Genomic DNA, 26556 nt, shown 5'->3' with positions numbered 1-26556 from the left:
AAATTTGCCAACTATTTCCTGACAGTGTCGTCAAGAAGGTGGCACGGAAAATGCTTTAGCCCTGCCGGCACCAACAACAACGAAATCTGGGTCCTTTTGCTCTTTTATTTTTTGTGGGGGAAACACAATGTACGAGCATCGCAATGCCGCCAGAAAACCACTGGCAGCGGCCGTTCTTGCGGTCACCGGAAGCCTGAGCCTTGCCGGCCAGGCGCAGACCGAACTGGAAGAAGTGGTGGTAGTGGGCAAGGGAGACTACTTCAGCATCCTGCCCGACCAGCCTACCGACAGCGCCTTTGGCCTGGACATGACCATCGCCGAGACCCCGCGCTCCATCTCCGAGGTGCGCGAGGACCTGATCCAGAAATTTGCCCTGCGCAGTGTCGATGACCTCGTGCGCCTGACGCCGGGGGCGTTTACCAGTTCCTTCTTTGGTATCAAGGGCGCGATGGATATTCGCGGCGAGCCCGCCGACAACTACTTCCGCGGTTTTCGCCGTATCGCCAACCCCGGCGCCTTCAACACCATCGTCGGCGGCGCGGAGCGGCTGGAAATTCTCCGCGGCCCGGTATCACCGCTGTACGGCACCGGCAGCATCGGCGGCCAGTTGAACTACATACCCAAGTCCGCCAAGAGCGAGGACAACAAGTACATCGCCGGCCCCAGCGGCCAGATCAAGGGCACCTACGGCTCCTACAACCAGCGGGTACTGACCGGTGAGTTCGGCATGCCCTTCACCCTGGGTGACGCCGAGGGCGGGGTGCAACTGTTTGCCGAAGTGGAAGATTCCGAGTCCTATTTCGACGATTACGAGCCCAGCCACGAACTGGTCCAACTGGCCTTCGACATCGACCTGAGCTACAAGACCAAGCTGGAATTCGGTGTCCAGTACCAGGAAACCGACAGCATTCAGGTGCCCGGCTGGAACCGCGTCACCCAGGAGCTGATCGACAATGGCACCTACATCACCGGCTCGCCGCCTTCACGCAACAGCAACGGCGGCGTGGACCTGCGCCCCAATGAGTCCGGCTTTATTTCCGCCGGGGCCGGGGTGGACATCAACAACTCCTTCTCCGGCGTCGGCACCTTCTGTGTACCTGGTCTCGGTTTCAATACAGCTGTGTACAACGGCCGGGAGATCACCTGTTTCGGTGGTAACGACACCCCGTGGATCTCGCCGCTGAGCAACGTCGGCACCACCAAGCTCGACCACGACACCACCTTCATCGACAGTGAGGACTTCGCCGACACCACGGCCCTGACCGCCTACTTCGACGTCACTCACACCTTCGACAACGACATGGTGTGGAAGAACCAGTTCTTCTACGACTACATGGACCACACCAAGTACCAGAGCTGGGGCTTTACCGCCTTTTACCCCGATGCCGACCTGTGGGAGTTCCGCACCACCCTCAATTTCAAGAACCAGTTTGACAATATCGGTTTCGACACCGTGGTGGGGGCCAGCTACCGCCAGGAGAACCTGGAGCTGAACCACGCCTTCTTCGACGAGACCTTCGATTTCCGCGACATCAGCGTAGGGCCAACCCCCGACGACCGGATTGCCCCTGCCACCACCGATCCTTTCAAAGGCGTGGTGTTCGAGACCGATGCCGATGGCAACAACATCGGTATTGCCTCCGGCGACCCGGGCCGCAACTACAACCTGGGGCAGAAGTCCGAGTCGGATGATCTCGGCATCTTCTTCGTGTCCAACATCAACTTCGGCAAGTTCTTCATGCTGGTGGGCGCGCGCTACGATGACTTCGATATCGACGCCGAGGAAACGGCGGTCACCCTGCTGAACATCCCCTACGCCACCCTGGACAGCATCCCCGATGGCCAGGTGAGCGGCGGCGACGATGCCACCAGTTACAATTTCAGCCTTTCCTATCGCACGGACTTTGGCCTGGTGCCCTACGCAACCTACGCTGAATCCAGCTCCCTGAGCACCGAGCAGCTAGGCAACATCATCCCTGCCTCGGTGCCCACCAGCGCCTTCCTGCAGGACTCCGAACTGAAGGAAATCGGGGTGAAATTCTCCGGCTTCGATGATCGCATCTACGCTGCCCTGACCTACTACGACCAGGAGAAAACCGAGCGTGCCGGCCAGACTGCCGCACTGGTCAACGTGTTCTCCGACGGTTACGAGTTCGAGTTCCGCGGCGTGGTGAACGACAACCTGTCCTTCCTGGCCACCGCCACCCACAGCGAAACGACCGAGATCGGCAACACCTTCGTCGTGATCAATGGCGCCGAGTTCGCCGCCCAGAACGGGCTGAACCCGGAGGATGTCTACGGCGGCCGGATTTCCGGCGACCGCGACACCTTCACCGGTGTCGGCGCCGAACTGGAACGGGGCGGTCTGCCGGACAACATCGTCAGCTTGTACGGCACCTGGAACCAGGAGCTGTTCGACGGCGAGTTCACGGCATCCCTCGGCTTCACCTGGGTAGACGAAACCTATACCGACGCGCTCGAGACCATCAAGCTGCCCGACTACATGGTCTGGACGGGCTCACTTGGCTACGTCTACGACCGCTTCTCGGCACTGCTGCAGTTCAACAACCTGACCGGCGAGGAGTACTACACCTCGGCGGACCTGTTTGACTCGGTGGTAGTGAAGCCGTCGGAAGGCCGCACGGTCGCCCTGACGCTGAGCTATTCTTTCGGTGACTACTGACAACCGGCAGTCGTCACCATTGATTGGCGCCTGCGGGCGCCTTTTTTAGCCTTCGAGCTTTGCCAGCGTCTACAAGGAGACCGAATGAACGCGACCCGTCGCACCTGGATCAGGAATCCGCAGGCCTGCTTTACCGCTACTCCCGATGCCGCGGCGGGCGGTGTCGTGATCTGCGGCGATCGCATCGAAGCCCTGTTGGCCGCCGGTGAAACACCGTCAGTTCCGGTGGATCACAGTTTTGACGCCCGCGATCACGTCCTGCTGCCAGGACTGGTCAATACCCACCACCACTTCTACCAGACTCTGACCCGTGCGGTGCCCGAGGCCCTGAACAAGGAGTTGTTCGACTGGCTGCAGAGCCTCTACCCGGTCTGGGCCTGCCTGACGCCCGAGATGCTGTACACGGCAACCCAGGTCGCCCTCGCCGAGCTGCTATTGTCGGGTTGTACGACCGCGGCGGATCACCACTACCTGTTCCCCGAGGGAATGGAAGATGCCATCGACATCCAGGTTGAGGCGAGTGCGGCCATCGGTAACCGGGTTACCCTCACCCGCGGCTCGATGTCGCTGGGAGTCGATGACGGCGGCCTGCCGCCCCAGAGCACGGTGCAATCCGAGGAGCGTATCCTCGCGGACTGCGAGCGCGTCATCCAGCGCTATCACCAGTCCGGCGAGGGCGCGCAGGTGCAGATTGCCCTGGCACCCTGCTCACCTTTTTCCGTCAGCGAGGAACTGATGCGCGAGAGCGCAGCCCTGGCAGACAAGCACGACGTACTTTTACACACCCACCTCGCCGAGACGCTCGACGAGGAAAACTTCTGCCTGCAGCGCTTTGGCTGCAGGACCGTGGATTACCTGGAGCGCGTGGGCTGGCTACAGCCGCGGACCTGGCTGGCCCACGGCATCCATTTCGACGATGCAGAAATCGCCCGTCTCGGTGCTGCCAGCGTCGGCGTCGCCCATTGCCCGGGCTCGAACATGATGCTGGCATCGGGAATCTGCCGCAGCCTGGAGTTGGAAGGCGCCGGGGTCCGGCTCGGCCTGGCCGTGGACGGTTCCGCATCCAATGACAGCAGCAACATGATCGTTGAAGCGCGGCTGGCCATGTACCTGCAGCGCCTGCGTTACGGCGCCGCCGCGGTCACCCATATCGACGCACTGCGCTGGGCCACGGCCGGCTCCGCCGCTGTACTCGGCCGTTCCGATATCGGTACGCTGGCACCGGGCATGCAGGCCGACCTGGCCCTGTTCAAGCTGGACGAGCTGCCCTTTGCCGGCAGTCACGACCCCCTGGCCGCCCTGCTCCTGTGCGGTGCACACAAAGCAGACCGGGTGATGGTGGGCGGAGAATGGCGAGTTACCGACGGTGAGATCGTCGGCCTTGACCTCGACGCGCTCAAGGCGCAACAACGCCGTCAGGCCACGACCCTGCTGCAAACCTACCGCGCATAGAAGGACCGATTCGATGAAGCCAGACCTGCTCAATCGCCTGTTCAAACTGGATGAGCACAACACCCGCGCCTCTACCGAAATCCTGGCGGGCGCGACTACGTTTATTACCATGGCTTACATTATCTTCGTCAACCCGCAGATGATGGCCGCGGCGGGAATGGACGAAGGCGCCAGCTTTGCCGCCACCTGCCTGGCGGCTGCACTGGCCTGCCTGTTCATGGGCCTGTATGCCAACTGGCCGGTGGGACTGGCGCCGGGCATGGGCCTCAATGCCTTTTTCACCTACACCGTGGTCGGTGAGATGGGTTACACCTGGCAGGTGGCCATGGGCGCGGTGTTCTTTTCCGGTGTGCTGTTCGTTCTGATGAGCGTGACTCGCCTGCGCGCCTGGATGCTGGAGAGCATTCCACTGGACATGCGCGTGGCAATGGGTGCCGGCGTGGGGCTGTTCATCGGATTCATCGGCCTGCAAAACGGCGGCATCATCGTCGCCAACCCGGCGACCCTGCTGGCCCTGGGCGATTTCTCCCAACCCGGACCCCTGCTATCCGCGATTGGATTTCTGCTGATCACCACGCTGTCGGTGCGGCAGGTACCTGGCGCGATCATGCTCGGCGTCCTCGGCACTACCGCAATAGGCCTGCTGATCGGAGAAGTCCATTACCAGGGGCTGGTCTCGGCACCGCCCAGCATTGCCCCCCTGCTGTTCCAGCTCGACATTGCCGGCGCCCTCGATGTGGCCATGGTCAGCGTGATCATCGCCTTTCTGTTCGTCAATCTCTTCGATACCGCGGGCACCCTGCTCGGCGTGGCCACCCGGGCCCACCTCGTCAACGACAAAGGTGAAATCCAGAACATGGACCGCGCCCTCAAGGCCGACAGTAGCGCGAGTGTACTGGGCGCCTTTCTCGGCTGCGCCCCGGTTACCAGCTACGTGGAGAGCGCCGCAGGGGTGGCGGCCGGCGGCCGCACCGGACTCACCGCGGTCACCGTGGGTGCGCTGTTCCTGCTCGCCATGTTTCTATCGCCGCTGGCCAGTATGGTTCCGGCCTTCGCCACCGCCGGGGCCCTGCTCTACGTTGCATTGCTGATGCTCTCCGGCCTGCACGCCCTGGACTGGGAAGACCCAACCGAGTTACTGCCCGCCCTGCTGACCACGGTCATGATCCCCCTGTCCTTTTCCATCGCCAATGGCATCGCCATCGGCTTCATTACCTACGTTGCCGTCAAGCTGGTGGCCGGCCGCTCGCGACAGGTCTCGCTGGGCGCGTGGGTGCTGGGCGGTATCTTCCTGGCCCGTTTTGCCTTTATCTGACAGAGGAATTGCTACCATGCCAGCCAAGCGCCAAACCGACGCCATCTCAGGGCCCTTGACCTCCCCTGTTACCGTCTTCATCCAGGGTTCAAGGGGCAGACCTATACTGGGTGACAGGCGCAAATGCAGGCCCAACAGGGCACAAAACGCTGTCGCCAACCGGCGAACTCTGGTAAGTTTTTTGACACTATCGTCAAGTTTTTTCCGGCGCCCGGCATGATCAGATTTTTACTCAATAACGAGCTTCAGGAAGTCGACCAGGTCGCCCCCTGTACCACCGTGCTCGACTACCTGAGGGATCACCTGGGCCGCACTGGAACCAAGGAGGGCTGCGCCTCCGGGGACTGTGGAGCATGCACCGTCGTGGTCGCCGCCCCCGAGCACGGCAGGCTTCACTACCGTAGTCTCAACGCCTGCATCACCCCGCTGGGAAATCTCCACGGACACCAGCTGCTCACCGTTGAAGACCTGGCCAGCGAAGACCGGCTGCACCCTGTGCAACAGGCCATGGTGGATTGCCATGGCTCCCAGTGTGGCTTTTGCACCCCCGGTTTCGTGATGTCGATGTTTGCCCATCGCAAGAATCACGCAGTGCCGGAACGCGAGGAAATCCTCGAATCCCTGGGAGGTAATCTCTGTCGCTGCACCGGTTACCGGCCAATTGTCGAGGCCGCCGTGCAGATGTACGACCCGGCCATCGAGGATGCCTTCAGCGCCGGCGAGAGCGCCGTCGCCGAACGGCTCACGGCCCTGGCAGCGGCCCCCGGCAGCCTGCACCTTGCCCAGCAGAGCTACCACGCCCCCACCACACTGGAGGAGCTGGCCACCCTGCTGACAAACCACGCCGATGCGCGACTGGTTGCCGGCGCCACCGACCTCGCCCTCGAGTTCACCCAGGCTCTCAAGCCCAGCGACAGACTCGTATTCACCGGTTGCGTACCCGAACTACTGCGGCTGGAGGAGAAAGAGGGCTACCTGGAAATTGGCGCTGCCGTAACCTACAGCCGGTGCCAGGCTACGCTGAGCGCGCACTGGCCCGCGCTGCGGGAGCTGCTGGCGCGCCTCGGTTCACAGCAAATCCGCAACCAGGGCACTGTGGGAGGCAATATCGCCAATGCGTCACCCATTGGTGACATGCCACCCGTACTGATTGCCCTGGAGGCAACCCTGGTGCTGCGTAAAGGTGCAACAATACGCGAGCTGGCAATCGACGCATTCTTCAAGGCGTATCGGCAGACGGCGCTGGAGCCCGGTGAGTTCATCGAGGCGATCCGCATTCCGTTGCCCCATGAGGGCGACCTGTTCCAGGTCTACAAGGTCAGCAAACGCCTGGATGACGACATCTCCACGGTCTGCGCTGCGTTCCGGCTCACCCTGCAGGGAGAGGGAGAGACAATCACCGCGGCGCGCATCGCCTTTGGCGGTATGGCCGAAATACCCAGGCGCGCGGCGGCTGCCGAGGCAGCCCTGACAGGACAGGCCTTCAACGAGCAAACCCTGGAGCAAGCCTGCCTCGCCCTGCATGGGGACTTCACCCCCATCTCGGACTTTCGCTCCAGCGCAGCTTACCGCAGCGAGGTCGCCGCCAACCTTCTGCGCCGGCTCTGGCTGTCGCAGCAGCTTTCCCCCGCGCAGCTGCAGGTGACCCACTATGCGTAAGCTGCCGGAAGAAAGAGAAGCCAGTACCAGCGGCCCCGCAACAGCCGGAGCGGTGAAACATGATAGCGCTGCGTTGCACGTGTCCGGCAAGGCACGCTATGTCGACGATCTCCCGGCGCCGGCCAATCTGCTCTACGCCTACCCAGGCCTGAGCACCGTCGCCCGGGGCCGGATCCTGTCCATGGACCTGAGCGCGGTACGCGCCCTGCCCGGCGTAGCCGCCGTGCTGACCTGCGACGACATCCCGGGTCACCGCGACATCGGCCCCGTGTTTCCCGGCGATCCGCTACTGGCCGAGGGCGAGGTGTCCTTTCTCGGCCAGGTTCTCTTCGTGGTTGCCGCCAGCACTCAGCAGGTCGCCCGCCAGGCGGCCCGCCTGGCCAGTATCGAGTACGAGGAACAGCCACCGGCACTGGACGTGGTCGATGGCATCGGTGAACAGCGTTTTGTGCGCCCCACCCACAGCCAGCAACGTGGGGATACCCGCGCCGCCCTGGAGGCAGCGCCCCACACCCTGCGCGGTGAATTTCACAGCGGCGGCCAGGAACAGATGTACCTCGAAGGCCAGGCTGCCATGGCCGTGCCCCAGGACGATGGCGGCATGCTGGTCTACAGTTCCACCCAGCACCCCAGCGAGGGACAAAAGCTGGTAGCTGAGGTGCTGGGGCTGCCACTCAGCCTTGTCACCTGTGAGGTGCGCCGGATGGGCGGTGCCTTTGGCGGCAAGGAGACCAACGCCAACCAATGGGCCTGCCTGGCGGCGCTGCTGGCCCGGCACACCGGGAGCGCGGTCAAACTGCGCCTGGCCCGGGCCGAGGACTTTATCACCACCGGCAAACGCCACCCCTTCTACAGCCGCTACGAGGTCGGGTTCGACAGCGACGGTATGATTCTCGGCCTCGACCTGGAACTGGCGGGCAATTGCGGCATGTCGCCAGACCTGTCCGATGCCATCGTCGACCGGGCCATGTTCCATGCCGACAACGCCTACTTCCTGCCGGCGGCCCACATTCGGGGCCACCGGGTGCAGACCAACACGGTTTCCCACACGGCATTTCGCGGCTTTGGCGGCCCCCAGGGCATGCTGGCCATCGAGAACATCGTCGAGCAGATAGCCACCGCCACCGGGCTGGACCCGCTCGATGTGCGCAAGCGCAATTTCTACACTGCCGAAGGCGGTCGCGACACGACCCACTACGGCCAGCAGCTCAACCAGCACATTGTGGCGCCACTGGTGGAGCGTCTCGAACGCAGCGCGGACTACCGCGCCCGGCGGGAGGCGATTCGCGAGGCCAATGCAGCGAGCCCGGTGCTCAAACGCGGCCTGGCCCTCACACCGGTCAAGTTCGGTATCTCATTCACCGTGCAGCACCTGAACCAGGCCGGCGCCCTGCTGCACGTCTATACCGACGGCAGCATCCAGTTGAATCACGGCGGCACGGAGATGGGCCAGGGGCTCTACACCAAGGTCGCCCAGGTCGTGGCCCGGGAGTTACAGGTCGACCTGGCGAGTATCACCTGCACCGCCACCCGCACCGACAAGGTGCCCAACACATCACCCACAGCGGCGTCTTCAGGCAGCGACCTCAACGGCATGGCGGCCAAGGATGCAGCGGGCAAGATTCGCAGGCGGCTTACCGTCTTCGCAGCCGAACACTTCGGGGTGGCGGAGGATGAGATTCACTTCAGTGCCGGCTATATCCGCGCCGGAGAACACAAGCTGAGCTTTGCCGAACTGGCTCAACTGGCCTACATGCACCGCGTCCCGCTCTCGGCCACCGGCTACTACCGCACGCCCAAAATTCACTACGACCGCACCACCGCCCAGGGCAGGCCGTTTTTCTACTACGCCTATGGCGCGGCGGTATCGGAAGTCGTGGTGGACACGCTTACCGGTGAGTACCGGGTACTGCGCACCGATATCTGCCAGGACGTGGGCGACTCCCTCAACCCGGCCATCGACGTCGGCCAGGTCGAAGGGGGCTTTATCCAGGGCATGGGCTGGCTGACCACCGAGGAACTGGTCTGGGGCGAGGACGGTCGCCTGCAGACCACCGGCCCTGCCGGTTACAAGATACCGGCCATCAGCGACACCCCCGAGATACTGAACGTGGAACTGCTGCCCGACAGCCCCAACACGGAAGCGACCATCTTCCATTCCAAGGCCGTGGGAGAACCCCCGCTGATGCTCGCCATCTCCGTCTGGGCTGCGCTGCGCGATGCCATTGCCAGTCTCGGTGAATATCGTCACAGTCCTCCCCTGGACGCACCCGCCACCCCCGAACGGGTACTGGCGGCCTGTCAGGCCGTGCGCACGGCGCACCGGGAGCCAAGACCATGAAGGAACTGCACACCCACCTGCACTGGAGCGAGGCCATACAGTCCTTGCAGGCCTCCGGCGAAGACTACGTCCTGGTGACCCAGCTGGGCACCCGGGGCTCGACGCCACGCCCCACCGGCACCAAGATGGTGTTTGCCCGCGACGGCAGTTACGGCAGCATCGGCGGTGGCCACCTGGAACTGCGTGCCGCCCAGATCGCCGCCGAGATGCTCGGCACAGAAGGCCAGCGCATCGAATACCTGCCCCTGGGGCCGACCCTCGGCCAATGCTGCGGCGGCAGTACCAGCCTGCTGTTCGAAAGCTTTGCCGGGACCGCCCTGGACGTCGCCCTGTTCGGCGCCGGCCACGTGGGCCGTACCCTGGCTCCCCTGCTGCAGCAGATGCCATGCCGACTGTACTGGTTCGACAGCCGCGAGCACTTCAGCGAGGCGCCGGACAGCGGAACGGGCGCAGCGCACTTCAGCGACGATCCCTCGGCAGAGGTGGCGAACCTGCCCGCAGGCACCTGGTACCTGATCATGACCCACAATCACCAGCAGGATTACGCCATCCTCAAGGCCGCCCTGAAACGTGCCGATGCAGGCTACGTTGGCCTCATCGGCTCCCTGACCAAGTGGCGGCGCTTTCGCATGCGGCTCGAGCATGAAGGCTTTTCCCCTGCCGCCTGGGAGCAAGTGCACTGCCCCATTGGCCTGGACACCATCCCGGGTAAACGCCCGGTGGAAGTCGCCGTGTCGGTGGCTGGCCAGATCATCAACCTCTACCAGCAGCAGGTCGCAACCCCCGCCGCCGGTCCGGATGCGAAAGCATTGCAGCCGGTCCGGGAGGCACTGGCCGGTCCGGAGGCTCCCCATGAGTGAAGCCAGCATCCGGGCCCTGCGCAGCCGCCGGGTGATCAGCGACGGTGAAGAACGCGCCGCCACGGTAGTGATTGCCGACGGCAAAATTGCCGACATCCTGGACTGGCAGGCCGAGCCCGGCTGTCCATTGGAAGACCTTGGCGACAAAGTGCTGATGCCGGGGCTGGTCGATACCCACGTGCACATCAACGAGCCGGGCCGCACCGAATGGGAAGGCTTCGATACGGCCACCCAGGCGGCCGCAGCGGGAGGCATCACCACCGTGGTGGACATGCCCCTCAACTGCATCCCGGTCACCACCACCGTCGCCGCCCTGGAGGAAAAGCTGACCGCCGTGCAGGACCAGCTGTGGGTGGACTGCGGCTTCTGGGGCGGGGTGGTCCCGGATAGCCTGGACGGACTCGACGCCCTCTGTCGCGCAGGCATCCTCGGAGTGAAGTCCTTCACGATTTTTTCCGGCGTGGACGACTTCCCCCAGGTGGAAGCGGAACACATGCGCGCCGCAATCCCTACCCTCGCCCACTACGATCTGCCCTACCTGGTGCACGCGGAGCTCGACCGCGACAATACGCCTCCGGCGGAAATCGGCCGCAGCTACCAGAGCTTCCTGGCATCCCGCCCCCGGCAGTGGGAGAACGATGCCATCGGGATGGTCATCGATCTCGCCCGGGAAGCGCAGATCAGGGGCGTCCGCGCGCGGATGCACATTGTGCACCTGTCGAGCTCCGACGCCATCGCCATGATTGCCGCCGCCCGGAAAGAAGGCCTGGCCGTCACCGCGGAAACCTGCCCCCACTACCTCACCCTGTGGGCTGAGGCCTGCCCCGACGGTGAAACCCTGTTCAAGTGCTGCCCGCCCATTCGCGAGAATGAAAACCGCGACAAGCTCTGGCAGGGGCTGGCCGACGGCATCATCGAACTGGTGGTGTCGGACCACTCACCCTGCACACCACAGCTCAAGCACCTGGACAGCGGTGACCTGGAGAACGCCTGGGGTGGTATTTCCTCCCTGCAGTTTGGCCTGTCACTGATCTGGACCGAGGCCCGCCAGCGAGGGTTCAGCCTGCCCGAGATAGTCGAGTGGATGGCGAGCCGCCCGGCACGCTTTGCCGGTTTGGGCGAGCGCAAGGGCCGGATCGCACCGGGCTACGATGCCGACCTGGTGGTGTTCGACGATACCGGCGAGTACCTGATCACACCCGAGATCATCAAGTACCGGCACAAGATCACGCCCTATGCCGGGCACAAGGTCACAGGCCGGGTGGAACGCACCCTGTTGCGGGGCGAAGACATCTTCCGAGGGAGCGATGTCGTCGGTCACGCCCGCGGCCGACCGCTATTGAAACAGTACGGAACCCAGACATGATCACTGACCAGTTCACCCGTGATTTCATCAACCTGCTGAGCGGCCGGATCGGGGGGCGCGCCCTGTCCTGCTCCGACCAGTGGTTTGCCGAGGCCTCCAACCTGGTCAATCCCAACCCCCCGATCTTTCGCCAGGGGCATTTTGTCGCCACGGGGCAGTGGATGGACGGCTGGGAGTCCCGCCGTTCATTCCGCCGCCGCGACCGGGACCAGCAGGGCGTGGACTACGACTGGTGCATCCTGCGGCTGGGCATACCCGGCTCCATCTACATCGTCGATGTGGAAACCACCCACTTTCGCGGTAACGCCCCGGAGTACGCTTCACTGGAAGGGGCCTGGGTGGAGGGCCCGATTAACGACGACACCGAGTGGTTCAGCCTGTTGCCGAAATCGGCGCTAGAGGCCAACGCCCAGAACGAGTTTGCCGTCAGCGAACGCAGGCCCTGCACCCACCTGCGCCTGAAGATCTTTCCTGACGGCGGCGTCGCCCGCCTGCGCACCTGGGGCCGGGCCAAGCCGCGCCGGGAGCACTATGTGGAGGGCGAGCTGGTCGACCTCGCCAGCGCAGCTCTCGGCGGCTACGGCCAGCAGTGCAGCGACCAGTTCTACAGTTCACCCCACAACCTGGTACTACCCCACCCCGGCGACAATATGGGCGACGGCTGGGAGACCCGCCGGCGCCGGGACGATGGCAATGACTGGTGCATCCTGCGTCTCGGCGTGCCGGGCAATATCCGCAAAGTGATCGTGGACACCGCCCACTTCGTGGGCAATTACCCGGACGAGTTTGTACTGGAAGCCGCCTGCATCGAGGGACGGGAAACCGACGAGAACACCGAGTGGATTACCGTCATCGACCGGACGCCACTGGGCCCCGACCGCGCCCAGGTGTTTATCGACCAGATCCTGACCAGCCCCGAACAGACCTTTACCCATATGCGGCTGAACATTTTCCCGGATGGCGGAGTCAGCCGCTTGCGGGTCATCGGCCTGCCGGAGTGGGAGCGGCTGAAGTGAGCATCGAGGCGCTCAACGCGGCATCGCCGGCCGAGGCGGCACAGCAGCTGCGCCAGTGTTGCACCAGCGAGCGCTGGATCGCCGAACTCGTGGCGGCACGCCCCTTCGCCGATGCCCAGAGCCTCAAGGACGCGGCCGATACGGTATGGCGAGGCCTGGAGGAAGCGGACTACCTGCAAGCCTTTGACGGTCACCCCAAAATCGGCGACGTCGACTCACTCAAGGCGAAGTACGCGGATACCAAGCAACTGGCCGCCGGGGAGCAGGCTGCGGTGGCCAGCGCCACCGAGGCGGTCATTACGGAACTGGCCCAGGGCAACAGCGACTACGAGGCGCGCTTCGGATTTATCTTTATAGTCTGCGCTACGGGAAAAAGCGCGGCAGACATGCTGGCCCTGCTCAAGGCGCGGCTACCCAACACGCGCGCAGAGGAACTGGCAAACGCCGCCGAAGAGCAGCGCAAAATCTTCCAACTCCGCCTGGACAAACTGCTATGAGCCAGATCACTACCCACATTCTCGACACGGCGCGCGGCTGCCCCGCCGCCAATGTGGCCATCACGCTCTACCGCCAGGCGGGTGACGACTGGGAGCGGGTTGGAGGCGGCCACACTAATAGCGACGGACGCCTCCCGGGACTGTGTCCCCAGGACCTGGTCCTGCCCGCGGGCACCTACCGCATGCACTTCGCCACCGCCGCCTACTTCGAAGCGCTGGGCTCCCCGGTGTTCTACCCCTGGGCCGACGTGGTCTTCAACCTGCCGGACACGGGGGAGCACTACCACATTCCCCTGTTGCTCTCCGCCTACGGCTACTCGACCTACCGGGGTTCCTGATGTCGATCCGCCGCCTGTACGCCCAGCCACTGACCGCCGACGCCTTTGCGCCCTACGGCGATGTCATCGAGGCCAGTGCCAGCCGCGAACACTTCCCGATCAACTACGGACGCACTACCCGCTACCACGCGCTGGCCCAGGCGGAACTGTCGGGCGAGGAAGACGCCGCCATCATCAGCATCTTCCGCAGCCAGCCGGTTGCGCTGCCCTTTCGAGCCGAGGTCATGGAGCGTCACCCCCGGGGCAGCCAGGCCTTCATGCCCCTGTCTGCCAATCCCTATCTGGTCGCCGTCGCGCCCCCCGGGCCCTTCGACGTCAATGCAGTGACACTGTTCGTGGCCGCGCCGGGCCAGGGCGTCAACTACCGTCGCGGCACCTGGCACCATTACTCCCTGGCCCTAAACGGGGCAAGCGACTTTTTGGTCGTCGACCGCCAGGGGCCCGGTGACAACTGCGACGAGGTGGCACTGGAACCTTCACTGGAGTTTGCCCTGGCGCCAGATTCCCGGCTTTCCGCGGGGGAGCAGGCATGAGCCTGGAAGCCTTCCGCGGAGACATCCTGCACTTCCTGCAGGACCCTGACAGCGTACCGCTGGCCGAGAGCTACCAGTACATTGAAGACGGCCTGTTGCTGGTGGAGGATGGCCGGGTCAGCGCCACCGGACCAGCCAGTGCCCTGCTGCCCGAACTGCCACCCGGCACCCCGCTGAATGATTATCCGGGTAAGCTGCTGTGCCCCGGCTTTGTCGACACCCACATCCACTACCCCCAGACCAAAATGGTGGCCGCCTACGGTGAACAGCTGCTGCAGTGGCTGGAAACCTACACCTTTCCCACCGAGGCCGAGTTCGCCGACCGGGCACACGCCGCCGCAATCGCCGAGCGCTTTCTCGACGAACTGCTGCGCTGTGGCACCACCACTGCCCAGGTGTTTGGCACCGTTCACCCCGAATCGGTCGATGCGTTCTTTGCCGTCGCCGAGCAGCGCAACCTGCGCATGATCTGCGGCAAGGTGCTGATGGACCGCAATGCCCCGGAAGCCCTCACCGACACCGCAGAATCGGGCTACCAGCAGAGCAGGGAACTGATCGAGCGCTGGCACGGCAAGGGCCGCCTGCGTTACGCCGTCACGCCGCGCTTCGCCCCGACCTCGACGCCCGAGCAGCTGGAGCAGGCGGGCCGCCTGCTGCGGGAACACCCGGGCGTACACCTGCACACTCACCTGTCGGAGAATCGGGATGAAGTGGCCTGGGTGCGGGAACTGTTCCCGGACTGCGCACACTACCTGGACACCTACGACCAGGCCGGGCTTTTGGGCAGGCGCAGCGTATTCGCCCACGGCATCCACCTCGAAGATGCCGAGTGGCAGCGGTTGGCAGAGACCGAATCCAACATTGCCTTCTGCCCCGGTTCCAACCTGTTCCTCGGTTCCGGCCTGTTCAAACTGCAGCGCGCGGTCCAGCAGGGCATCCGCGTGGGCCTGGGCACCGACATCGGCGCCGGTCACACTTTTTCCATCCTGGAAACCATGGCCGACGCCTACAAGACCCAGCAGCTGAGCGGCTACAAGCTCACCCCCTTCAAGGCCTTTTACCTGGCGACCCTGGGCGGCGCCAGCAGCCTCGACTGCCAGCAGCATATCGGCAACTTCGAAGCCGGCAAGGAAGCGGACTTCCTGGTACTGGACCCGGCAGCCACGCCGATGCTGGCGTTCCGCTACCAGCACTGCGCATCGCTGCTGGAGAAGCTTTTCGTGCTGGCCATGCTAGGCGATGACCGGGCCATACTGGCGACCTACATTGCGGGACATTGCGCCCACCACCGAGACGACACGGATACTCACTGAGACCATGGATGCTTACTTACTCGACTGGCTGCAACTGATTTTCCGCTGGCTCCACGTCATCACCGGCGTCGCCTGGATCGGCGCCTCGTTCTATTTCGTGTGGCTGGACAACAGCCTGGAGGAACCTCCGCGCTGGAAGCAGGACCAGGGCATCAAGGGTGACCTGTGGGCGATCCACGGCGGCGGCATCTACGAAGTGGCGAAGTACCAGCTGGCGCCGGAGAAAATGCCGGAGACCCTGCACTGGTTCAAGTGGGAGGCCTACTCCACCTGGCTGACCGGCATGATGCTGATGATCCTGGTGTTCTATATCGGCGCCGACGCCTACCTGATCGACCCGCGGGTGGCAGACCTCAGCCGGTACCAGGCGATTGCGATCGGTATCGGCTTCCTGGCGGGTGGCTGGCTGTTGTACGAACTGCTCTGCGCAACCCCGCTGGCACGCAACGGTTACCTGCTTGGGGCTGTACTGATCGCGCTAGCGGTGGTCACCACCTATGGCCTCACTCACCTGTTCAGCGGACGCGGCGCCTTCATACATATGGGCGCTATGATCGGCACCATCATGGCCGGCAACGTGTTCCGGGTAATCATGCCGTCCCAGCGCGCGCTGGTGGCAGCCATCGAGGCGGGCGAAGCGCCGGATCCCGCCTGGGGTGCAAAGGCCAAGCTGCGCTCCACCCACAACAACTACCTGACCCTGCCGGTGCTGTTCATCATGATCAGCAACCACTACCCGATGACCTATGCCCACCCACACAACTGGCTGGTTCTGCTGGCGATCATTGCCATCACCGCCTTCGCCAGGCACTACTTCAACCTGCGCCACAAGGGGATACAGCAGCCCTGGATACTGGGTGCCGCCCTGGTGGCCACGGCGGTTCTGGCCTGGGTGATCATGCCCGAGCGGGCACCGGCTCCCGCAGCCAGTGAGCAGCAGGTGGGTGCCGCACAGGTACAGACGATCATTCACGAGCGCTGCGCCAGCTGCCATTCCGCCAGCCCCAGCGACGACGTTTTCACCGTGGCCCCGGCGGGCGTCATGCTGGAAAGCATGGCCCAGATCGAGCAATGGGCGCCGCGGATTCTGGCCCGCTCGGTGGAATCCACCGACATGCCGTTCCTGAACAAGACCGGGATGACCCAGCAAGAGCGCAACCTGCTGGGCCAGTGGATCCGGGAAGGCGCCGGCGAATAGAGCAGCGCCGCCCGGCGGCTTGTATTTCCCCGGCCGATCAGGGGATCATGCTCGACAAGCCCGGCAAAGTTCAGCCCATGAATACACACTTACTGGTGACCGCTCCCCTGGGCCTGCTGCCCGTGCTGGTGTTCCTCGGGGTGCTGATGTACATGGACAGCTACAAGCTGGTCCGCCCCCGGCTGGTGCTGGGGGTGATTGGCGCTGGCTGCCTGCTCGCGGTGGCGGGCTACTTCGTCAATAGCGCCCTGCGGGACCTGTTCGATCTGTCGATCACGTCCCTGTCCCGCTATGTCGGCCCGATAACCGAGGAAGCCCTGAAGGCGCTGGTCATTGTGTACCTGCTGCGCAACTGCCGCATCGGCTTCCTGGTGGACAGCGCCATTCTCGGATTCGCCGTGGGTACGGGATTTGCGCTGGGCGAGAATCTCTACTACCTCGCCAGCCCGGAGCATGGCCACCACGCGATCTGGGTGGTACGCGGATTCGGCACCGCCATCATGCACGGCGGTGCCACGGCAATCTTCGCCGTACTCACCCAGGTCTTCTCCGACCGCCACCTGCATGTCAGCCCGCTGGCCTGCATTCCCGGGCTGGCCGCTGCGATCGCCGTGCACTCACTGTTCAATCACTTCGTGTTGCCGCCGGTGCAGATGACCCTGCTGTTCCTGACCACCCTGCCCGCCTTGCTCTATGGCGTATTCATCCTGAGTGCCAGCCACCTGCACCACTGGCTGGAGCTGGACTTCGACGACGATGCCCAGTTCATCCGCCAGTTGACCTCCGGGCAGTTCGGGGCCACCCGCGCGGGCCAGTTCATGGCCGACCTGAAGGCCCATTTCGACGGGCCGGTATTGGTGGATATGCTCTGCTACCTGCGGGTGTACACCGAACTGGCGCTGCGGGCCAAGGGCTTACTGATGATGCGGCAGAACGGCCTCGAGGTACCTGTCGATGCACAAATTCGGGAGAAGTTTGCGGAACTGGAACACCTGGAAACCAGCATCGGCCGCACCGGCCTGCTGGCCATCAGGCCCCTGCTCCACATGAACCGCAAGGACCTGTGGCAGCTGAGCGTCCTCGACTGAGAGCGCCCCCCATTCAACCGGAGGAGCCCCGCCTGCGACGGGGACTCAAACGTTGCTGCCCTGGGATGCCACCGACATGGCTGCCAGGTCTTCCGGCCCCATGATGATATCGCGGTAGGAGCCCCCCGCCGGAATCATCGGATAGACGTTCTCCTCTGCCGCCACGATCACATCCAGCAGGTAGGGCTCGTCGGGATTGGCCAGCATCCGGGCAATGGCAGGTGCCAGGTCCTCGCGCCGGGAGACCCTTTCAGCACTCACCCGGTATCCCGAGGCGATCGTGGGAAAATCGGGATAGATGTCCCGTTCACCCGCCGGCGTGACGCAGGTGGGATCCGAGAGATCCGACTCCGCACGGTGTCCCTGGTAAATCATGTCCTGCCACTGTCGCACCATCCCCAGCCACTGGTTGTTGATCACCATCACCTTCACCCCGATGCCGTAGCGGCGGCAGGTCGCCAGTTCCTGGATGGTCATATTGAGCGAACCGTCACCGTCGATATCCACCACCTGGCGCGCCGGGCGAGCAACCTTTGCCCCTATCGCGGCCGGCAGTCCATAGCCCATGGTGCCAAAGCCGGAACTGCTGAGAAACGAAGCCGGCTGATTCGGCTGGTAGTGCTGCATCGCCCACATCTGGTGCTGTCCCACCCCCAGCGATACGATCGCTTCACCGGCTGTCTGCTGATTGAGTAAAGTTATAGCGTACTGGGGACTGATCGCGCCGCTCTCGGGCTCGGGTATGGTGTAGGGAAACTCGCGTTTCACCCGACCGAGGTAGTCCAGCCATTCACCGGAAGCACAGGCCACGACGCGCTCCAGCAACTGGTCCAGCGCGGCGCGCAGGTCGGCCCATATTGGCAGGGTAACGCTCTTGTTCTTGTTCAGCTCGGCGCGGTCGATGTCGATGTGTATGACCCGCCCCTCGGCGATGAAGGTATCCACGTTCCCTGTCACCCGGTCATCAAAGCGAACGCCCAGTGCCAGTACCACGTCTGCCTCGTTCACGGCCACGTTGGCATAGCGGGCGCCGTGCATGCCCAGCGTGTGCAGCGAAAGCGCATGGCCGGCAGGAAAGGCACCGTGGCCCATCAGGGTGGTGGTCACCGGACAGCGCAAGGTCTCCGCCAGGGCCAGCAGGGCCGGGGCGCAGCCCGCCGAGATGACACCGCCCCCCGCATAGATGACAGGGCGCCGCGCCTCAGACAGCAGGCGGCTGGCCTCACTCAACTGATTTTCCGTCATGCCGCGCACCGGTTTTTCCGGCGCTTCTATAACCGCGGGAATCCTCGGTGCCACGTAGTTGCCCTCGGGATCGCGCGGGTAGTGCTGCTGGATGTCCTTGGGGATGTCGATCAATACCGGCCCCGGGCGGTTTCCCGCCGCCAGCAGGAACGCCTCGCGCACGGTGGCCGGAATGTCGCTCACCTTCTGCAGCAGGTAGCTGCGCTTGGTCACCGGGCGCGTGATGGCAACGATATCCACTTCCTGGAAGGCGTTTCTGCCCAACAGGTGGGAGGGGACATTACCGGTGATGGCGACCAGCGGAGTGGAGTCACTGTTGGCGTCGGCGATACCGGTCACCAGGTTGGTCGCGCCCGGCCCGGAGGTCGCCAGGCAAACACCCACCCGGCCGGTCGCCCTGGCATAGCCCTGGGCGGCATGGACCGCGCCCTGCTCATGCTCGGTGCGCACACAGCGAATGCCGAATTCCCGCAGCACATCGAAGATCTCCAGGTTGGCCCCTCCGGGGTAGCCAAACAGGGTATCCACGCCCTCGGCCTGCAGGGCTTTCGCCAGCAGCTGGGCACCGCGCAGCGCGCCTGCCCGCTGCTCCGGGACAATGTCCTCCAGGGTCCCGCCGTGGACCGTGGTGGCATCGTTATAGGTCACATTATCTGAATTCATCGCCCTTTCCCCCTGGCCTGACAATGCATCCACCCGGTAACCTCCTGGCCCGGCGCAGACACTCTGGAGAACAACTATAGAACCTACCCGGAGAGAGTTCTTTTCTATTTAGGGGCGGAAGAGACTAAAATTCATATATTTATTTCTTATAATTTATTTATGTTGTAATTTTTATACCCACATACCCGACGGAGGGTTCATATCTTGTCACTCGACGCCACCGACCGCCGCATCCTCGAACTCCTCCAGGGGGACGCCAGCCTGGCGGTAGCGGACATCGCCGAACGTATCAACCTGTCCCAGCCACCCTGCTGGCGGCGGATCAAGAAGCTGGAGGAGCAGGGTTATATCGAGCGCCGCGTGGCGATGCTCAACCGCAGGAAACTGGGCCTGAATGTCGTGGTCTACACGGAGGTGAAGCTGTCCGCCAACGGCCGCCAGGCCCTGGGGGACTTCGAAGCCAAAATTCGCTCCTTCCCGGAGGTCACCGAGTGTTACGTCATGCTGGGGCGCAGCGACTTTCTCCTGCGCATCGTCACCGAGGACGTCGAAAGCTATGAGTATTTCTTTCGTCACCACCTGTCCCAATTGCCCGGGGTACAGGACATTACTTCCTCGGTGGCGCTGAGCGAAGTGAAGTACACCACCGAACTGCCGATCCGCGACCCGGGAGCCCCGCAATGACCTTCCGACAGTTGCTGGGGGCGCAATTGCGCCACACCGGCCTGTTCATGCTGACACTCGGCCTGGTACTCACCGCCCTCCTGCTGGTGGTGGGTGGCGTCGAGGGCAGCATCAGCCTCGATATCGACATCTCCCGCACCGACGGCCCCTGGCTGGTGCTGGGTCTCCCGCTGCTGTTCACCCTGCTCGCCCTGTTGTGTTCACCGTTCGCCTTCCTCCTGTACCGCGGAGGCAGCCGGCTGTGGACCCGCCTGGTCGGGCGCTGAGCCGGCCGGACTATCATGGATAGGGCCTCCCGCGCCGCTCTGCTCTCGGCCCTGGTCTTTCCCGGAGTGGGCCACTGCTACCTCGGTCGCTGGTGGCGCGGGCTGAGCCTGGCACTCGCCTCCCTGGTGCCCCTCTACCTGCTGGTGTCCACCGTGTTCGCTATCACCCGGGAGCTGGTTGCCGAACTCGAGTCGGGGGCGCTGCCGCCCGACCTGCTGATACTGACCCAGGAAACCATGTCCCGGGTACACGCGGGCAGTAATACGCTACAAATGGCCTCACTGGCGTTCGCCGTTTTCTGGGTGGCGGGTATCGTCGATGCACATAGACTGGGTAGTCAAAATCCACCAGGAGACCCGCCATGTTCCATTCCCCGCTGATGCCAACAAACGCAAGTCTATTTTCACGGCGGGCTGTCGCCATTGGCCGCCGCCATCAGTCGGGCAAGGGCTCGAAATCGCTTTTTTCCCGGACCGAACAATCGGGGCAGGTAAAGTCATCGGGCAACTGGTCGAAGGGCGTACCCGGCGGGTAGCCCTCATGCTCGTCGCCCTGCGCCTCGTCGTAGACATAATCACAGCCCGGGCAGCGATAACGGCTCATGGTGGGTTCCTCAGGCGGTGACGCCGCCGGCACCGTAGCGAGCCAGAATCCGGTCGCGGTGGGCGGGATCGATATTCACCCGGTTCAGGTTACCGTGGATGTGCGGCAGCGCCAGCACCCTCGGATCCATCACGCGGAACCACAGCCAGGGGACGTAAGCCAGCAGGTACATACCGTAATAGCCATTGGGCAGCTCCGGAATGTCATCGAAATTGCGCAGGCTCTGGTAACGCCGCGTCGGATTGGCGTGGTGGTCGGAATGCCGTTCCAGGTGGAACAGAACGATATTGCTGAAGATGTAGTTCGCGTTCCAGCTGTGATGGGGCTGGCAGCGCTCGTAACGGCCGTTGCTGTCCTTCAGGCGCAGCAGGCCGTAGTGCTCGATGTAGTTGGCACTGGTGAGTTGGAACCAGGCCCAGACATTGTGGATCAGCAGGAAGGGCAACATGATCCAGCCGAAGGCAAAGATCAGGGCGCCCTGGAGCACTGCACTGAGCGCGTAGGATTGCAGCACTTCGTTATGCAGCGACCAGACCGACCGGCCCTGGCGTGCCAGGCGCTCGCGCTCCACTTCCCACCCGCGGCGGAAGGCGCCGGGAATTTCGCGCAAGGCAAACTGGTAGATGTTCTCGCCCATGCGGGAGCTGGCGGGATCCTCGGGAGTGGCGACGTCCTTGTGATGCCCCCGGTTATGTTCCACGCAGAAATGCCCGTAGGCCGGCACGGCCAGCACCACCCGCGCCAGCCAACGTTCAAAGGCCGGTTTTTTGTGTCCCAGTTCGTGGGCGGTATTGATCCCCAGCCCGCTGTAGCTACCGGCGGTGATCGCCAACGCCAACACCGACCAGGCGGTGAGGGGCTGGGTACCGACAAACCAGGCAATGGCGATCAGCACGATAAAGTGCATCGGCACCGTGATCCACGTCAGCACCCGGTAGTAACGATCCGCCTCGAGCTGCGGCACGATTTCTTCCGGGGGATTGTTTTCATCAGAGCCCAGTAAGTAATCCAGGCAGGGAATAATCAGGTAGCTGAAGACCAGGGGCACCGCCAACGCCCACTGTGAACCGGTGCCAAAGTAAAGCAGGACGCCTAGTAGCGGAAACAGGGGCATGAACAGCGACGACAGCCAGAGGTAGCGTTTGCGGTCCCGGTATTCGATATGGCCGCGCTCGGGGTGGTCCAGGGTGTAGGTAATCATGAAGCAATCCTTATCGTTATTGGATAAAGGATAGTCTAGGTGAGAGCGTCCTCTTGCCCGATTTCATTAAATGACGATATTCTGGTCATTTAATGACACTTGCTCCAACAGTATGGCCCGAAACCTCGAAATTTCCACCGCCTACGCCAGGCTGATTCTGCGCTCCGAATGGCTGACGCCGGCGGCGGCCCTCGCCGGCACCAGGGTGACTGCCATCGATCTGGAGCGGGAGGACTTTATCCCCTGGGAAACGCTGGCCTTGATGTTCAATAACCTTGAGCGCGCACAACCCGGACGTGCCTGGGCACCGGCACTGGGGGCCCTGTTCAATATCAGCTCTCACGGCCCGCTGGGCTTCGCCGCCCTCAGCGCGCCCACCCTGGGCGCTGCGCTAGCAGTCCTGGGCAACCTGTATCCGGCCCGCAACTCGGCCATGCGTATTGAAGAAGGTGAAGCCGAACGCCGCTATTTTCTGTTCCTCGATGACCTCACCGGCGACGCGGTGTTTGGCGAACGCATGGCGCAGGTTGTCATGCGTATTGCCGAGTCGCTGCTCGCTACCATCCTCGGCCATCCTGTGGGGCACAATGTCGAGGTACGATTCACCGGGCCGCCGCCCCCCCGACCTGGAAAACTTTACGGCGACCTACCAGGCACAGGTCATCTTCGACGCCCCCCGCGTGTCCATTTCCCTGCCGGTCACCTGGTGTGCACTGCCCTCCCCCCTGCACGATGAAGTTACCTACCGTCTCAATACCCTGCGCTGCCGGGAGATCATCGCCAGCAGGGAACAGGGTGGCAGCACGACCTGGGCCGTCAGCAACATGCTGAGTAACCACTTTGACCAATTGATACGCAGGGAAAAACCGCCGGGGCCACCACCAACCCTGGCCGGTATCGCCGCGGATATGCACATGACAGAACGCACCCTGATCCGCAGGCTGCGAGCGGAAGGCACCAGCTACCGGGAGATCATGGAACAACAACGGCGGGAACTCGCCGGCGCCCTGCTGGGCAATGCTGGCCTGCGCGTGGCCGAGGTGGGGGAGCTACTGGGCTACCGGGAACCGGCCAATTTCGGCCGCGCCTTCCGCCGCTGGCACGGCTGCTCGCCGGCGCGCTGGCGGCGGGATAACTGACTGCCAGCACGACAGAATCCGGTGGTACCCCTGGTTAGAAGCTGTAACTCGCCTTCAACCAGAACGTGCGCCCCGGCTCATTGATGCGCGCGAGTTGATCGAAGCCCTGCACGGTGGCGCCGGCCCGGCTGATGTGCTCGGCGTAGGTTGCATCCAGTAAGTTATCCACTCCCGCAGTCACCAGCAGGGAGGCCGCTGGCTGCCAGCCAACATTCAGCGACAGCACATCGGCACTGTCGGTCGGCCCGAAGTCCTGGCCCACAATATTCCCGCGGCCCGGATCGACCCGGTCCTGGGCGGCGATCGCCCGCCACAACATGCCTGCAGACCAGTTGCTGCGTTCGTAGGTAAGCCCCATACGCATCTCCAGTGGTGGCAACTGAGGCAGGGTCTCTCCGTCGCTGTCATTGGCACCGCGAACGGCGGCCAGGGAGCCCTCCAGACGCAGCCGCTCAGTGAGACGGTAAGCCATATCCCACTCCAACCCCCAGGAGCGCGCGGCAATATTACGCACCACGGTGGTTTCACGAGTGGCGGCCATGGAGTTCGTCGCCATGGCATTCATCGGCATGGCCCCCATAACCGCGGGCTTCTCGAAGCCGGATTCGATCAGCAGGAAGTCATCGATTTCGTTGTAGAACAGGGACAGCCCCGCGCTGAAGCGGTCAGCGTTATAGAGGAGTCCCACATCGAGTTGGGTGGTTTTCTCGGGATCGATGCCCAATGCGCTGACGGAGTCCGTAGTCTCTTTGGCAATCATTTCCCAGTAATCGGGAAAACGTTCACTATGGCCAATACCGGCGTACGCTGTTGTGGCATAGGTTCCCGGACTGTCGAAATCCCGCTCAAAGCGCATGAAACCACTGTAGAGACTCTGATCGCGAGACTCTCCGGAGGTGGGATTGGGGACCGATGACATCATCGAAAGGGCGACTTCGCTGCGTAAATCACTCACCTCCCACTGATCGACACGGGCACCCGCCAGCCAGCGACTGGCTTCCGTCGCTCGCCAGTTCACCTCGGTAAACAGGCCGGCCTGTTCAAACCGGGCATCCGGTTCACGTGCCAGGTCGCGATAATCAACCATGTCCTGGTTCATGCTGCTGCGATTGCTGTGGTCATTGCGCTGCAGGTCACCTCCCAGGGTGACATCGACGGTAGCCGCGGGTGTCAGGCCGACAACCAGCCTGCCCCCCCGTGTCTCCCGGTCCGGGTTCATCGCCATCCGCGAGGCCATCATGGCGGCGGGTTCCCGCAGGCTGTAGTTGTCCATCACATGATCAACATAGTTATGGTAAGCGGCCACCTCAATGCTATCCAGAAGAGAACCGAGGTTTCGCTTCTCGAAGCTGGCGCTGTAAGCCTCGCGCTGGAACAGGGAGCCATCCACGCCACGATCGGCATAGGCCGCTTCGCCGTCACTGAAGCCTGCGCCCATTTCCAGCCGGGTGTCATCGTCCGGGGTCCAGGCGAAATCGACCTGGGCCGTCCAACGCTCGTAGCGGGAGTGAACCTCGGTGCCGTCACCATCCTCGTAGTTTTCCGCAGAGGTGCTGGACCCGGTGGTACGCAGGGTGAAATCGCGATTGGTGTAGCGCGCGTCCAGCATGCCATCGAGCCTTTCGGCACTTGCGGAAAGCAAACTGGCATGACCGCTCCAGCCGGCCTCCTCCGGACGCTGGTTATCCCGTTCAAATACCACCACGCCAGCGGAGTTACCCGGCCCGTAGCGCACGCTCTGAGGGCCCTTGATCACTTCGATGACATCGAGCGTTTCAGGAAATATGTAGGCCGTTGGAGGATCCATGCGATTGCTGCAACCACCAAGAATGACGTCTCCATCCAGCAACATGGACAGGCGGGATCCCGCCATACCACGCAACACAGGGTCGCCGTCCGACCCGCCCTTGCGGATGACCGAGAATCCTGGGATGGACTTCAGGTAACCGGCGCCGTCACTCGCCGGCAGTGGCTGACGGGGCTTCAGCGGATCGGTGACGAGGCGCAGTGGTTTATCCATCCGCACCGCGGTAACGATCATCTCCTCCAGTGCGTCCCCGCCCATCGATACGGAGGGAACAGCGCAGGCCAACGCAGCACAAAGCGTGGCAGAGAGCGAGGGTCGGGACAGGGGACGTAATCGCATGCGCATCATCGGAACCAGTACAACTGAAGGAGCCAGGCATGGTAGCAGCGCACTGCCGCAGGGGCGTGTGACATAGTGTCGCATGTAGAGAATGTCGCATGTAGAGAGTGTCGCATGTAGAAAGAGCGTCGTAGTGCTGAGCACAGCTACCGGTATCGCCTTTGCGCAATGCTGCGACTACACTCTGGAACGAAGCCAGGCAGACCCGAGGAGACCTCTTTGATGAACTACCAGCACTCCGCCCTTGTCACCCTGCGGCGCTCACTGGCCGCGCTGGCCACCGGCCTCATGCTGCTACCCGCGGCCATGGCGGATGTTCCCTTTGGCGACAGGGTCAGTGAGAAAATTGAAAACTACCACCGCCATCGCCCCATGATCGCCACCTCCGGCAGCCTGCAACCCGGTGCGGCAGAAGAACTGTCTGAACACGGGTTTCGCACCGTGGTGGATCTGCGGACTGCAGGAGAAGAACCCGGCACGGAGGAAACGGCCGTGGAACAGGCCGGCATGCATTACGTTAATATCCCGCTTGGACGGGATTGGCCTGCTCCTGAGGCGGTCGCCCGTTTTGCAAAACTGGTGGAGGACCCGGCAAACCAGCCCCTGCTGATGCATTGCGCCTCCGGGAACCGCGCCGCCGTGATGTGGGCCGCCTACCAACTGGGTCGCGGGCGCCCTCTAGACCAGGTTCTCGAGGAAGCCTATACCATCGGCCTGCGGCCAGACCGCGAAGCGCAGGTGCGCGAGCACGCGAGCCAATAGAGCATCAGTCGGTGTTCAGGTGCTACTGGCTCCGGAAATGTCGCAATCCACCGGCCGCTCAAATTCTGCCTTGATTTATCCGCCTTCGCTTCTATGCTTTTTTCTGGCAGGCAAGCAATAACCAACGCGCACCAAGACGCAGCCTTGTCCGCCAGTCCGCGTCACCCTTTTGCCACTTTCATATCGC

24 protein-coding genes are annotated in these 26556 nt (G+C 63.3%); 20 read left to right on the top strand and 4 right to left on the bottom strand.

Going from position 1 to position 26556, the window contains the following annotated elements; genetic code table 11:
• The first annotated feature begins 127 nt into the window (after positions 1-127).
• The 14 genes from FV139_RS05335 (at position 128) to FV139_RS05270 (ending at position 17659) form a co-directional block, all read left to right on the top strand.
• Entirely contained in the window at positions 128-2683 is a 2556-nt protein-coding gene (locus tag FV139_RS05335) for a TonB-dependent siderophore receptor (RefSeq protein WP_148067235.1), read from the top strand.
• 84 nt (positions 2684-2767) lie between these two features.
• Positions 2768-4135 (top strand): 8-oxoguanine deaminase, encoded by a 1368-nt coding sequence (locus FV139_RS05330; RefSeq protein WP_148067234.1) that lies wholly within the window; start codon positions 2768-2770, stop codon positions 4133-4135.
• A 13-nt stretch (positions 4136-4148) separates the two neighbouring features.
• Positions 4149-5450, top strand: a complete 1302-nt coding sequence (locus FV139_RS05325; RefSeq protein ID WP_148067233.1) for an NCS2 family permease — start codon at positions 4149-4151, stop codon at positions 5448-5450.
• A gap of 216 nt (positions 5451-5666) precedes the next feature.
• Positions 5667-7109 (top strand): xanthine dehydrogenase small subunit, encoded by a 1443-nt coding sequence (gene xdhA / locus FV139_RS05320; protein WP_148067232.1) that lies wholly within the window; start codon positions 5667-5669, stop codon positions 7107-7109.
• Positions 7102-9450 (top strand): xanthine dehydrogenase molybdopterin binding subunit, encoded by a 2349-nt coding sequence (gene xdhB / locus FV139_RS05315; RefSeq protein ID WP_148067231.1) that lies wholly within the window; start codon positions 7102-7104, stop codon positions 9448-9450. Before xdhA ends, xdhB begins: the two co-directional genes overlap by 8 nt.
• The gene (gene xdhC / locus FV139_RS05310; RefSeq protein ID WP_148067230.1) at positions 9447-10310 is read left to right on the top strand and encodes a xanthine dehydrogenase accessory protein XdhC; all 864 of its coding nucleotides are present in this window, start codon (positions 9447-9449) and stop codon (positions 10308-10310) included. The genes xdhB and xdhC overlap by 4 nt, the downstream gene beginning before the upstream one ends.
• Positions 10303-11676, top strand: coding sequence for an allantoinase AllB (allB, locus tag FV139_RS05305; protein ID WP_148067229.1), 1374 nt, complete (start codon positions 10303-10305; stop codon positions 11674-11676). The genes xdhC and allB overlap by 8 nt, the downstream gene beginning before the upstream one ends.
• Entirely contained in the window at positions 11673-12692 is a 1020-nt protein-coding gene (gene alc, locus FV139_RS05300; protein ID WP_148067228.1) for an allantoicase, read from the top strand. Before allB ends, alc begins: the two co-directional genes overlap by 4 nt.
• Positions 12689-13189: a 2-oxo-4-hydroxy-4-carboxy-5-ureidoimidazoline decarboxylase gene (uraD, locus tag FV139_RS05295; protein WP_148067227.1), complete on the top strand. Its 501-nt coding sequence runs from the start codon at positions 12689-12691 to the stop codon at positions 13187-13189. The genes alc and uraD overlap by 4 nt, the downstream gene beginning before the upstream one ends.
• Positions 13186-13527 (top strand): hydroxyisourate hydrolase, encoded by a 342-nt coding sequence (gene uraH / locus FV139_RS05290; protein WP_148067226.1) that lies wholly within the window; start codon positions 13186-13188, stop codon positions 13525-13527. The genes uraD and uraH overlap by 4 nt, the downstream gene beginning before the upstream one ends.
• A complete protein-coding gene (locus tag FV139_RS05285; protein ID WP_148067225.1) occupies positions 13527-14060 on the top strand; it encodes an ureidoglycolate lyase in 534 nt (177 codons plus the stop codon). The genes uraH and FV139_RS05285 overlap by 1 nt, the downstream gene beginning before the upstream one ends.
• Positions 14057-15373 (top strand): guanine deaminase, encoded by a 1317-nt coding sequence (guaD, locus tag FV139_RS05280; RefSeq protein ID WP_148067224.1) that lies wholly within the window; start codon positions 14057-14059, stop codon positions 15371-15373. Before FV139_RS05285 ends, guaD begins: the two co-directional genes overlap by 4 nt.
• Before the next feature lie 4 nt (positions 15374-15377).
• Positions 15378-16571 carry a urate hydroxylase PuuD gene (locus tag FV139_RS05275; RefSeq protein WP_148067223.1) on the top strand — a complete coding sequence of 398 codons (1194 nt, stop codon included), beginning with the start codon at positions 15378-15380 and terminating at the stop codon, positions 16569-16571.
• Between the two features lie 77 nt (positions 16572-16648).
• Positions 16649-17659: a PrsW family glutamic-type intramembrane protease gene (locus tag FV139_RS05270; RefSeq protein WP_187276412.1), complete on the top strand. Its 1011-nt coding sequence runs from the start codon at positions 16649-16651 to the stop codon at positions 17657-17659.
• A 45-nt stretch (positions 17660-17704) separates the two neighbouring features.
• Here the strand turns inward: FV139_RS05270 and ilvB are convergent, their stop codons facing one another.
• Positions 17705-19567, bottom strand: coding sequence for a biosynthetic-type acetolactate synthase large subunit (ilvB, locus tag FV139_RS05265; RefSeq protein ID WP_148067221.1), 1863 nt, complete (start codon positions 19565-19567; stop codon positions 17705-17707).
• Between the two features lie 204 nt (positions 19568-19771).
• On the opposite strand from ilvB, the gene FV139_RS05260 reads away from it, so the two are divergent.
• Genes FV139_RS05260 through FV139_RS05250 form a run of 3 tightly spaced genes read left to right on the top strand, consistent with a single transcriptional unit; the run spans position 19772 to position 20898 of the window.
• Positions 19772-20251 (top strand): Lrp/AsnC family transcriptional regulator, encoded by a 480-nt coding sequence (locus FV139_RS05260; RefSeq protein ID WP_235898556.1) that lies wholly within the window; start codon positions 19772-19774, stop codon positions 20249-20251.
• Positions 20248-20517 (top strand): hypothetical protein, encoded by a 270-nt coding sequence (locus tag FV139_RS05255; RefSeq protein WP_148067219.1) that lies wholly within the window; start codon positions 20248-20250, stop codon positions 20515-20517. Before FV139_RS05260 ends, FV139_RS05255 begins: the two co-directional genes overlap by 4 nt.
• 15 nt (positions 20518-20532) lie before the next feature.
• Positions 20533-20898, top strand: coding sequence for a hypothetical protein (locus FV139_RS05250; protein WP_148067218.1), 366 nt, complete (start codon positions 20533-20535; stop codon positions 20896-20898).
• Between the two features lie 55 nt (positions 20899-20953).
• On the opposite strand, the gene FV139_RS05245 is transcribed toward FV139_RS05250, so the two are convergent.
• The gene (locus FV139_RS05245) at positions 20954-21121 is read right to left on the bottom strand and encodes a rubredoxin (protein WP_148067217.1); all 168 of its coding nucleotides are present in this window, start codon (positions 21119-21121) and stop codon (positions 20954-20956) included.
• Positions 21122-21131: 10 nt separating this feature from the next.
• Positions 21132-22322, bottom strand: a complete 1191-nt coding sequence (locus tag FV139_RS05240; RefSeq protein ID WP_148067216.1) for an alkane 1-monooxygenase — start codon at positions 22320-22322, stop codon at positions 21132-21134.
• 112 nt (positions 22323-22434) lie between these two features.
• Between FV139_RS05240 and FV139_RS05235 the strand changes: the two genes are divergently transcribed.
• Positions 22435-23058 (top strand): AraC family transcriptional regulator ligand-binding domain-containing protein, encoded by a 624-nt coding sequence (locus FV139_RS05235; protein WP_187276411.1) that lies wholly within the window; start codon positions 22435-22437, stop codon positions 23056-23058.
• The gene (locus FV139_RS05230) at positions 23003-23461 is read left to right on the top strand and encodes a helix-turn-helix transcriptional regulator (protein WP_187276410.1); all 459 of its coding nucleotides are present in this window, start codon (positions 23003-23005) and stop codon (positions 23459-23461) included. The genes FV139_RS05235 and FV139_RS05230 overlap by 56 nt, the downstream gene beginning before the upstream one ends.
• Positions 23462-23495: 34 nt before the next feature.
• Here the strand turns inward: FV139_RS05230 and FV139_RS05225 are convergent, their stop codons facing one another.
• Positions 23496-25607 (bottom strand): TonB-dependent copper receptor, encoded by a 2112-nt coding sequence (locus tag FV139_RS05225; RefSeq protein ID WP_148067213.1) that lies wholly within the window; start codon positions 25605-25607, stop codon positions 23496-23498.
• 222 nt (positions 25608-25829) lie between these two features.
• Between FV139_RS05225 and FV139_RS05220 the strand changes: the two genes are divergently transcribed.
• Complete coding sequence (locus tag FV139_RS05220; RefSeq protein WP_187276409.1) at positions 25830-26369, top strand: fused DSP-PTPase phosphatase/NAD kinase-like protein; 540 nt, start codon at positions 25830-25832, stop codon at positions 26367-26369.
• Positions 26370-26556 lie beyond the last annotated feature (187 nt).

This window comes from Parahaliea maris, assembly GCF_008064665.1.
GTDB classification, from domain to species: domain Bacteria; phylum Pseudomonadota; class Gammaproteobacteria; order Pseudomonadales; family Halieaceae; genus Parahaliea; species Parahaliea maris.
Note: the sequence above shows the minus strand (reverse complement) of the source record. Positions and strands in the feature narration are given on the sequence as shown.

What these genes read in the sequence shown, in the direction of transcription:
- xdhA (WP_148067232.1), top strand. Translation starts at nt 5,667, where the DNA reads ATGATCAGATTTTTACTCAATAACGAGCTTCAGGAAGTCGACCAGGTC.
- guaD (WP_148067224.1), top strand. Translation starts at nt 14,057, where the DNA reads ATGAGCCTGGAAGCCTTCCGCGGAGACATCCTGCACTTCCTGCAGGAC.
- FV139_RS05235 (WP_187276411.1), top strand. Translation starts at nt 22,435, where the DNA reads ATGGCCCGAAACCTCGAAATTTCCACCGCCTACGCCAGGCTGATTCTG.
- ilvB (WP_148067221.1), bottom strand. Translation starts at nt 19,567, where the DNA reads ATGAATTCAGATAATGTGACCTATAACGATGCCACCACGGTCCACGGC.
- FV139_RS05285 (WP_148067225.1), top strand. Translation starts at nt 13,527, where the DNA reads ATGTCGATCCGCCGCCTGTACGCCCAGCCACTGACCGCCGACGCCTTT.
- FV139_RS05225 (WP_148067213.1), bottom strand. Translation starts at nt 25,607, where the DNA reads ATGCGATTACGTCCCCTGTCCCGACCCTCGCTCTCTGCCACGCTTTGT.
- FV139_RS05330 (WP_148067234.1), top strand. Translation starts at nt 2,768, where the DNA reads ATGAACGCGACCCGTCGCACCTGGATCAGGAATCCGCAGGCCTGCTTT.
- uraH (WP_148067226.1), top strand. Translation starts at nt 13,186, where the DNA reads ATGAGCCAGATCACTACCCACATTCTCGACACGGCGCGCGGCTGCCCC.
- xdhC (WP_148067230.1), top strand. Translation starts at nt 9,447, where the DNA reads ATGAAGGAACTGCACACCCACCTGCACTGGAGCGAGGCCATACAGTCC.
- FV139_RS05335 (WP_148067235.1), top strand. Translation starts at nt 128, where the DNA reads ATGTACGAGCATCGCAATGCCGCCAGAAAACCACTGGCAGCGGCCGTT.
- xdhB (WP_148067231.1), top strand. Translation starts at nt 7,102, where the DNA reads ATGCGTAAGCTGCCGGAAGAAAGAGAAGCCAGTACCAGCGGCCCCGCA.
- allB (WP_148067229.1), top strand. Translation starts at nt 10,303, where the DNA reads ATGAGTGAAGCCAGCATCCGGGCCCTGCGCAGCCGCCGGGTGATCAGC.
- FV139_RS05325 (WP_148067233.1), top strand. Translation starts at nt 4,149, where the DNA reads ATGAAGCCAGACCTGCTCAATCGCCTGTTCAAACTGGATGAGCACAAC.
- FV139_RS05250 (WP_148067218.1), top strand. Translation starts at nt 20,533, where the DNA reads ATGGATAGGGCCTCCCGCGCCGCTCTGCTCTCGGCCCTGGTCTTTCCC.
- FV139_RS05220 (WP_187276409.1), top strand. Translation starts at nt 25,830, where the DNA reads ATGAACTACCAGCACTCCGCCCTTGTCACCCTGCGGCGCTCACTGGCC.
- FV139_RS05275 (WP_148067223.1), top strand. Translation starts at nt 15,378, where the DNA reads ATGGATGCTTACTTACTCGACTGGCTGCAACTGATTTTCCGCTGGCTC.
- FV139_RS05255 (WP_148067219.1), top strand. Translation starts at nt 20,248, where the DNA reads ATGACCTTCCGACAGTTGCTGGGGGCGCAATTGCGCCACACCGGCCTG.
- FV139_RS05245 (WP_148067217.1), bottom strand. Translation starts at nt 21,121, where the DNA reads ATGAGCCGTTATCGCTGCCCGGGCTGTGATTATGTCTACGACGAGGCG.
- alc (WP_148067228.1), top strand. Translation starts at nt 11,673, where the DNA reads ATGATCACTGACCAGTTCACCCGTGATTTCATCAACCTGCTGAGCGGC.
- FV139_RS05270 (WP_187276412.1), top strand. Translation starts at nt 16,649, where the DNA reads ATGAATACACACTTACTGGTGACCGCTCCCCTGGGCCTGCTGCCCGTG.
- FV139_RS05240 (WP_148067216.1), bottom strand. Translation starts at nt 22,322, where the DNA reads ATGATTACCTACACCCTGGACCACCCCGAGCGCGGCCATATCGAATAC.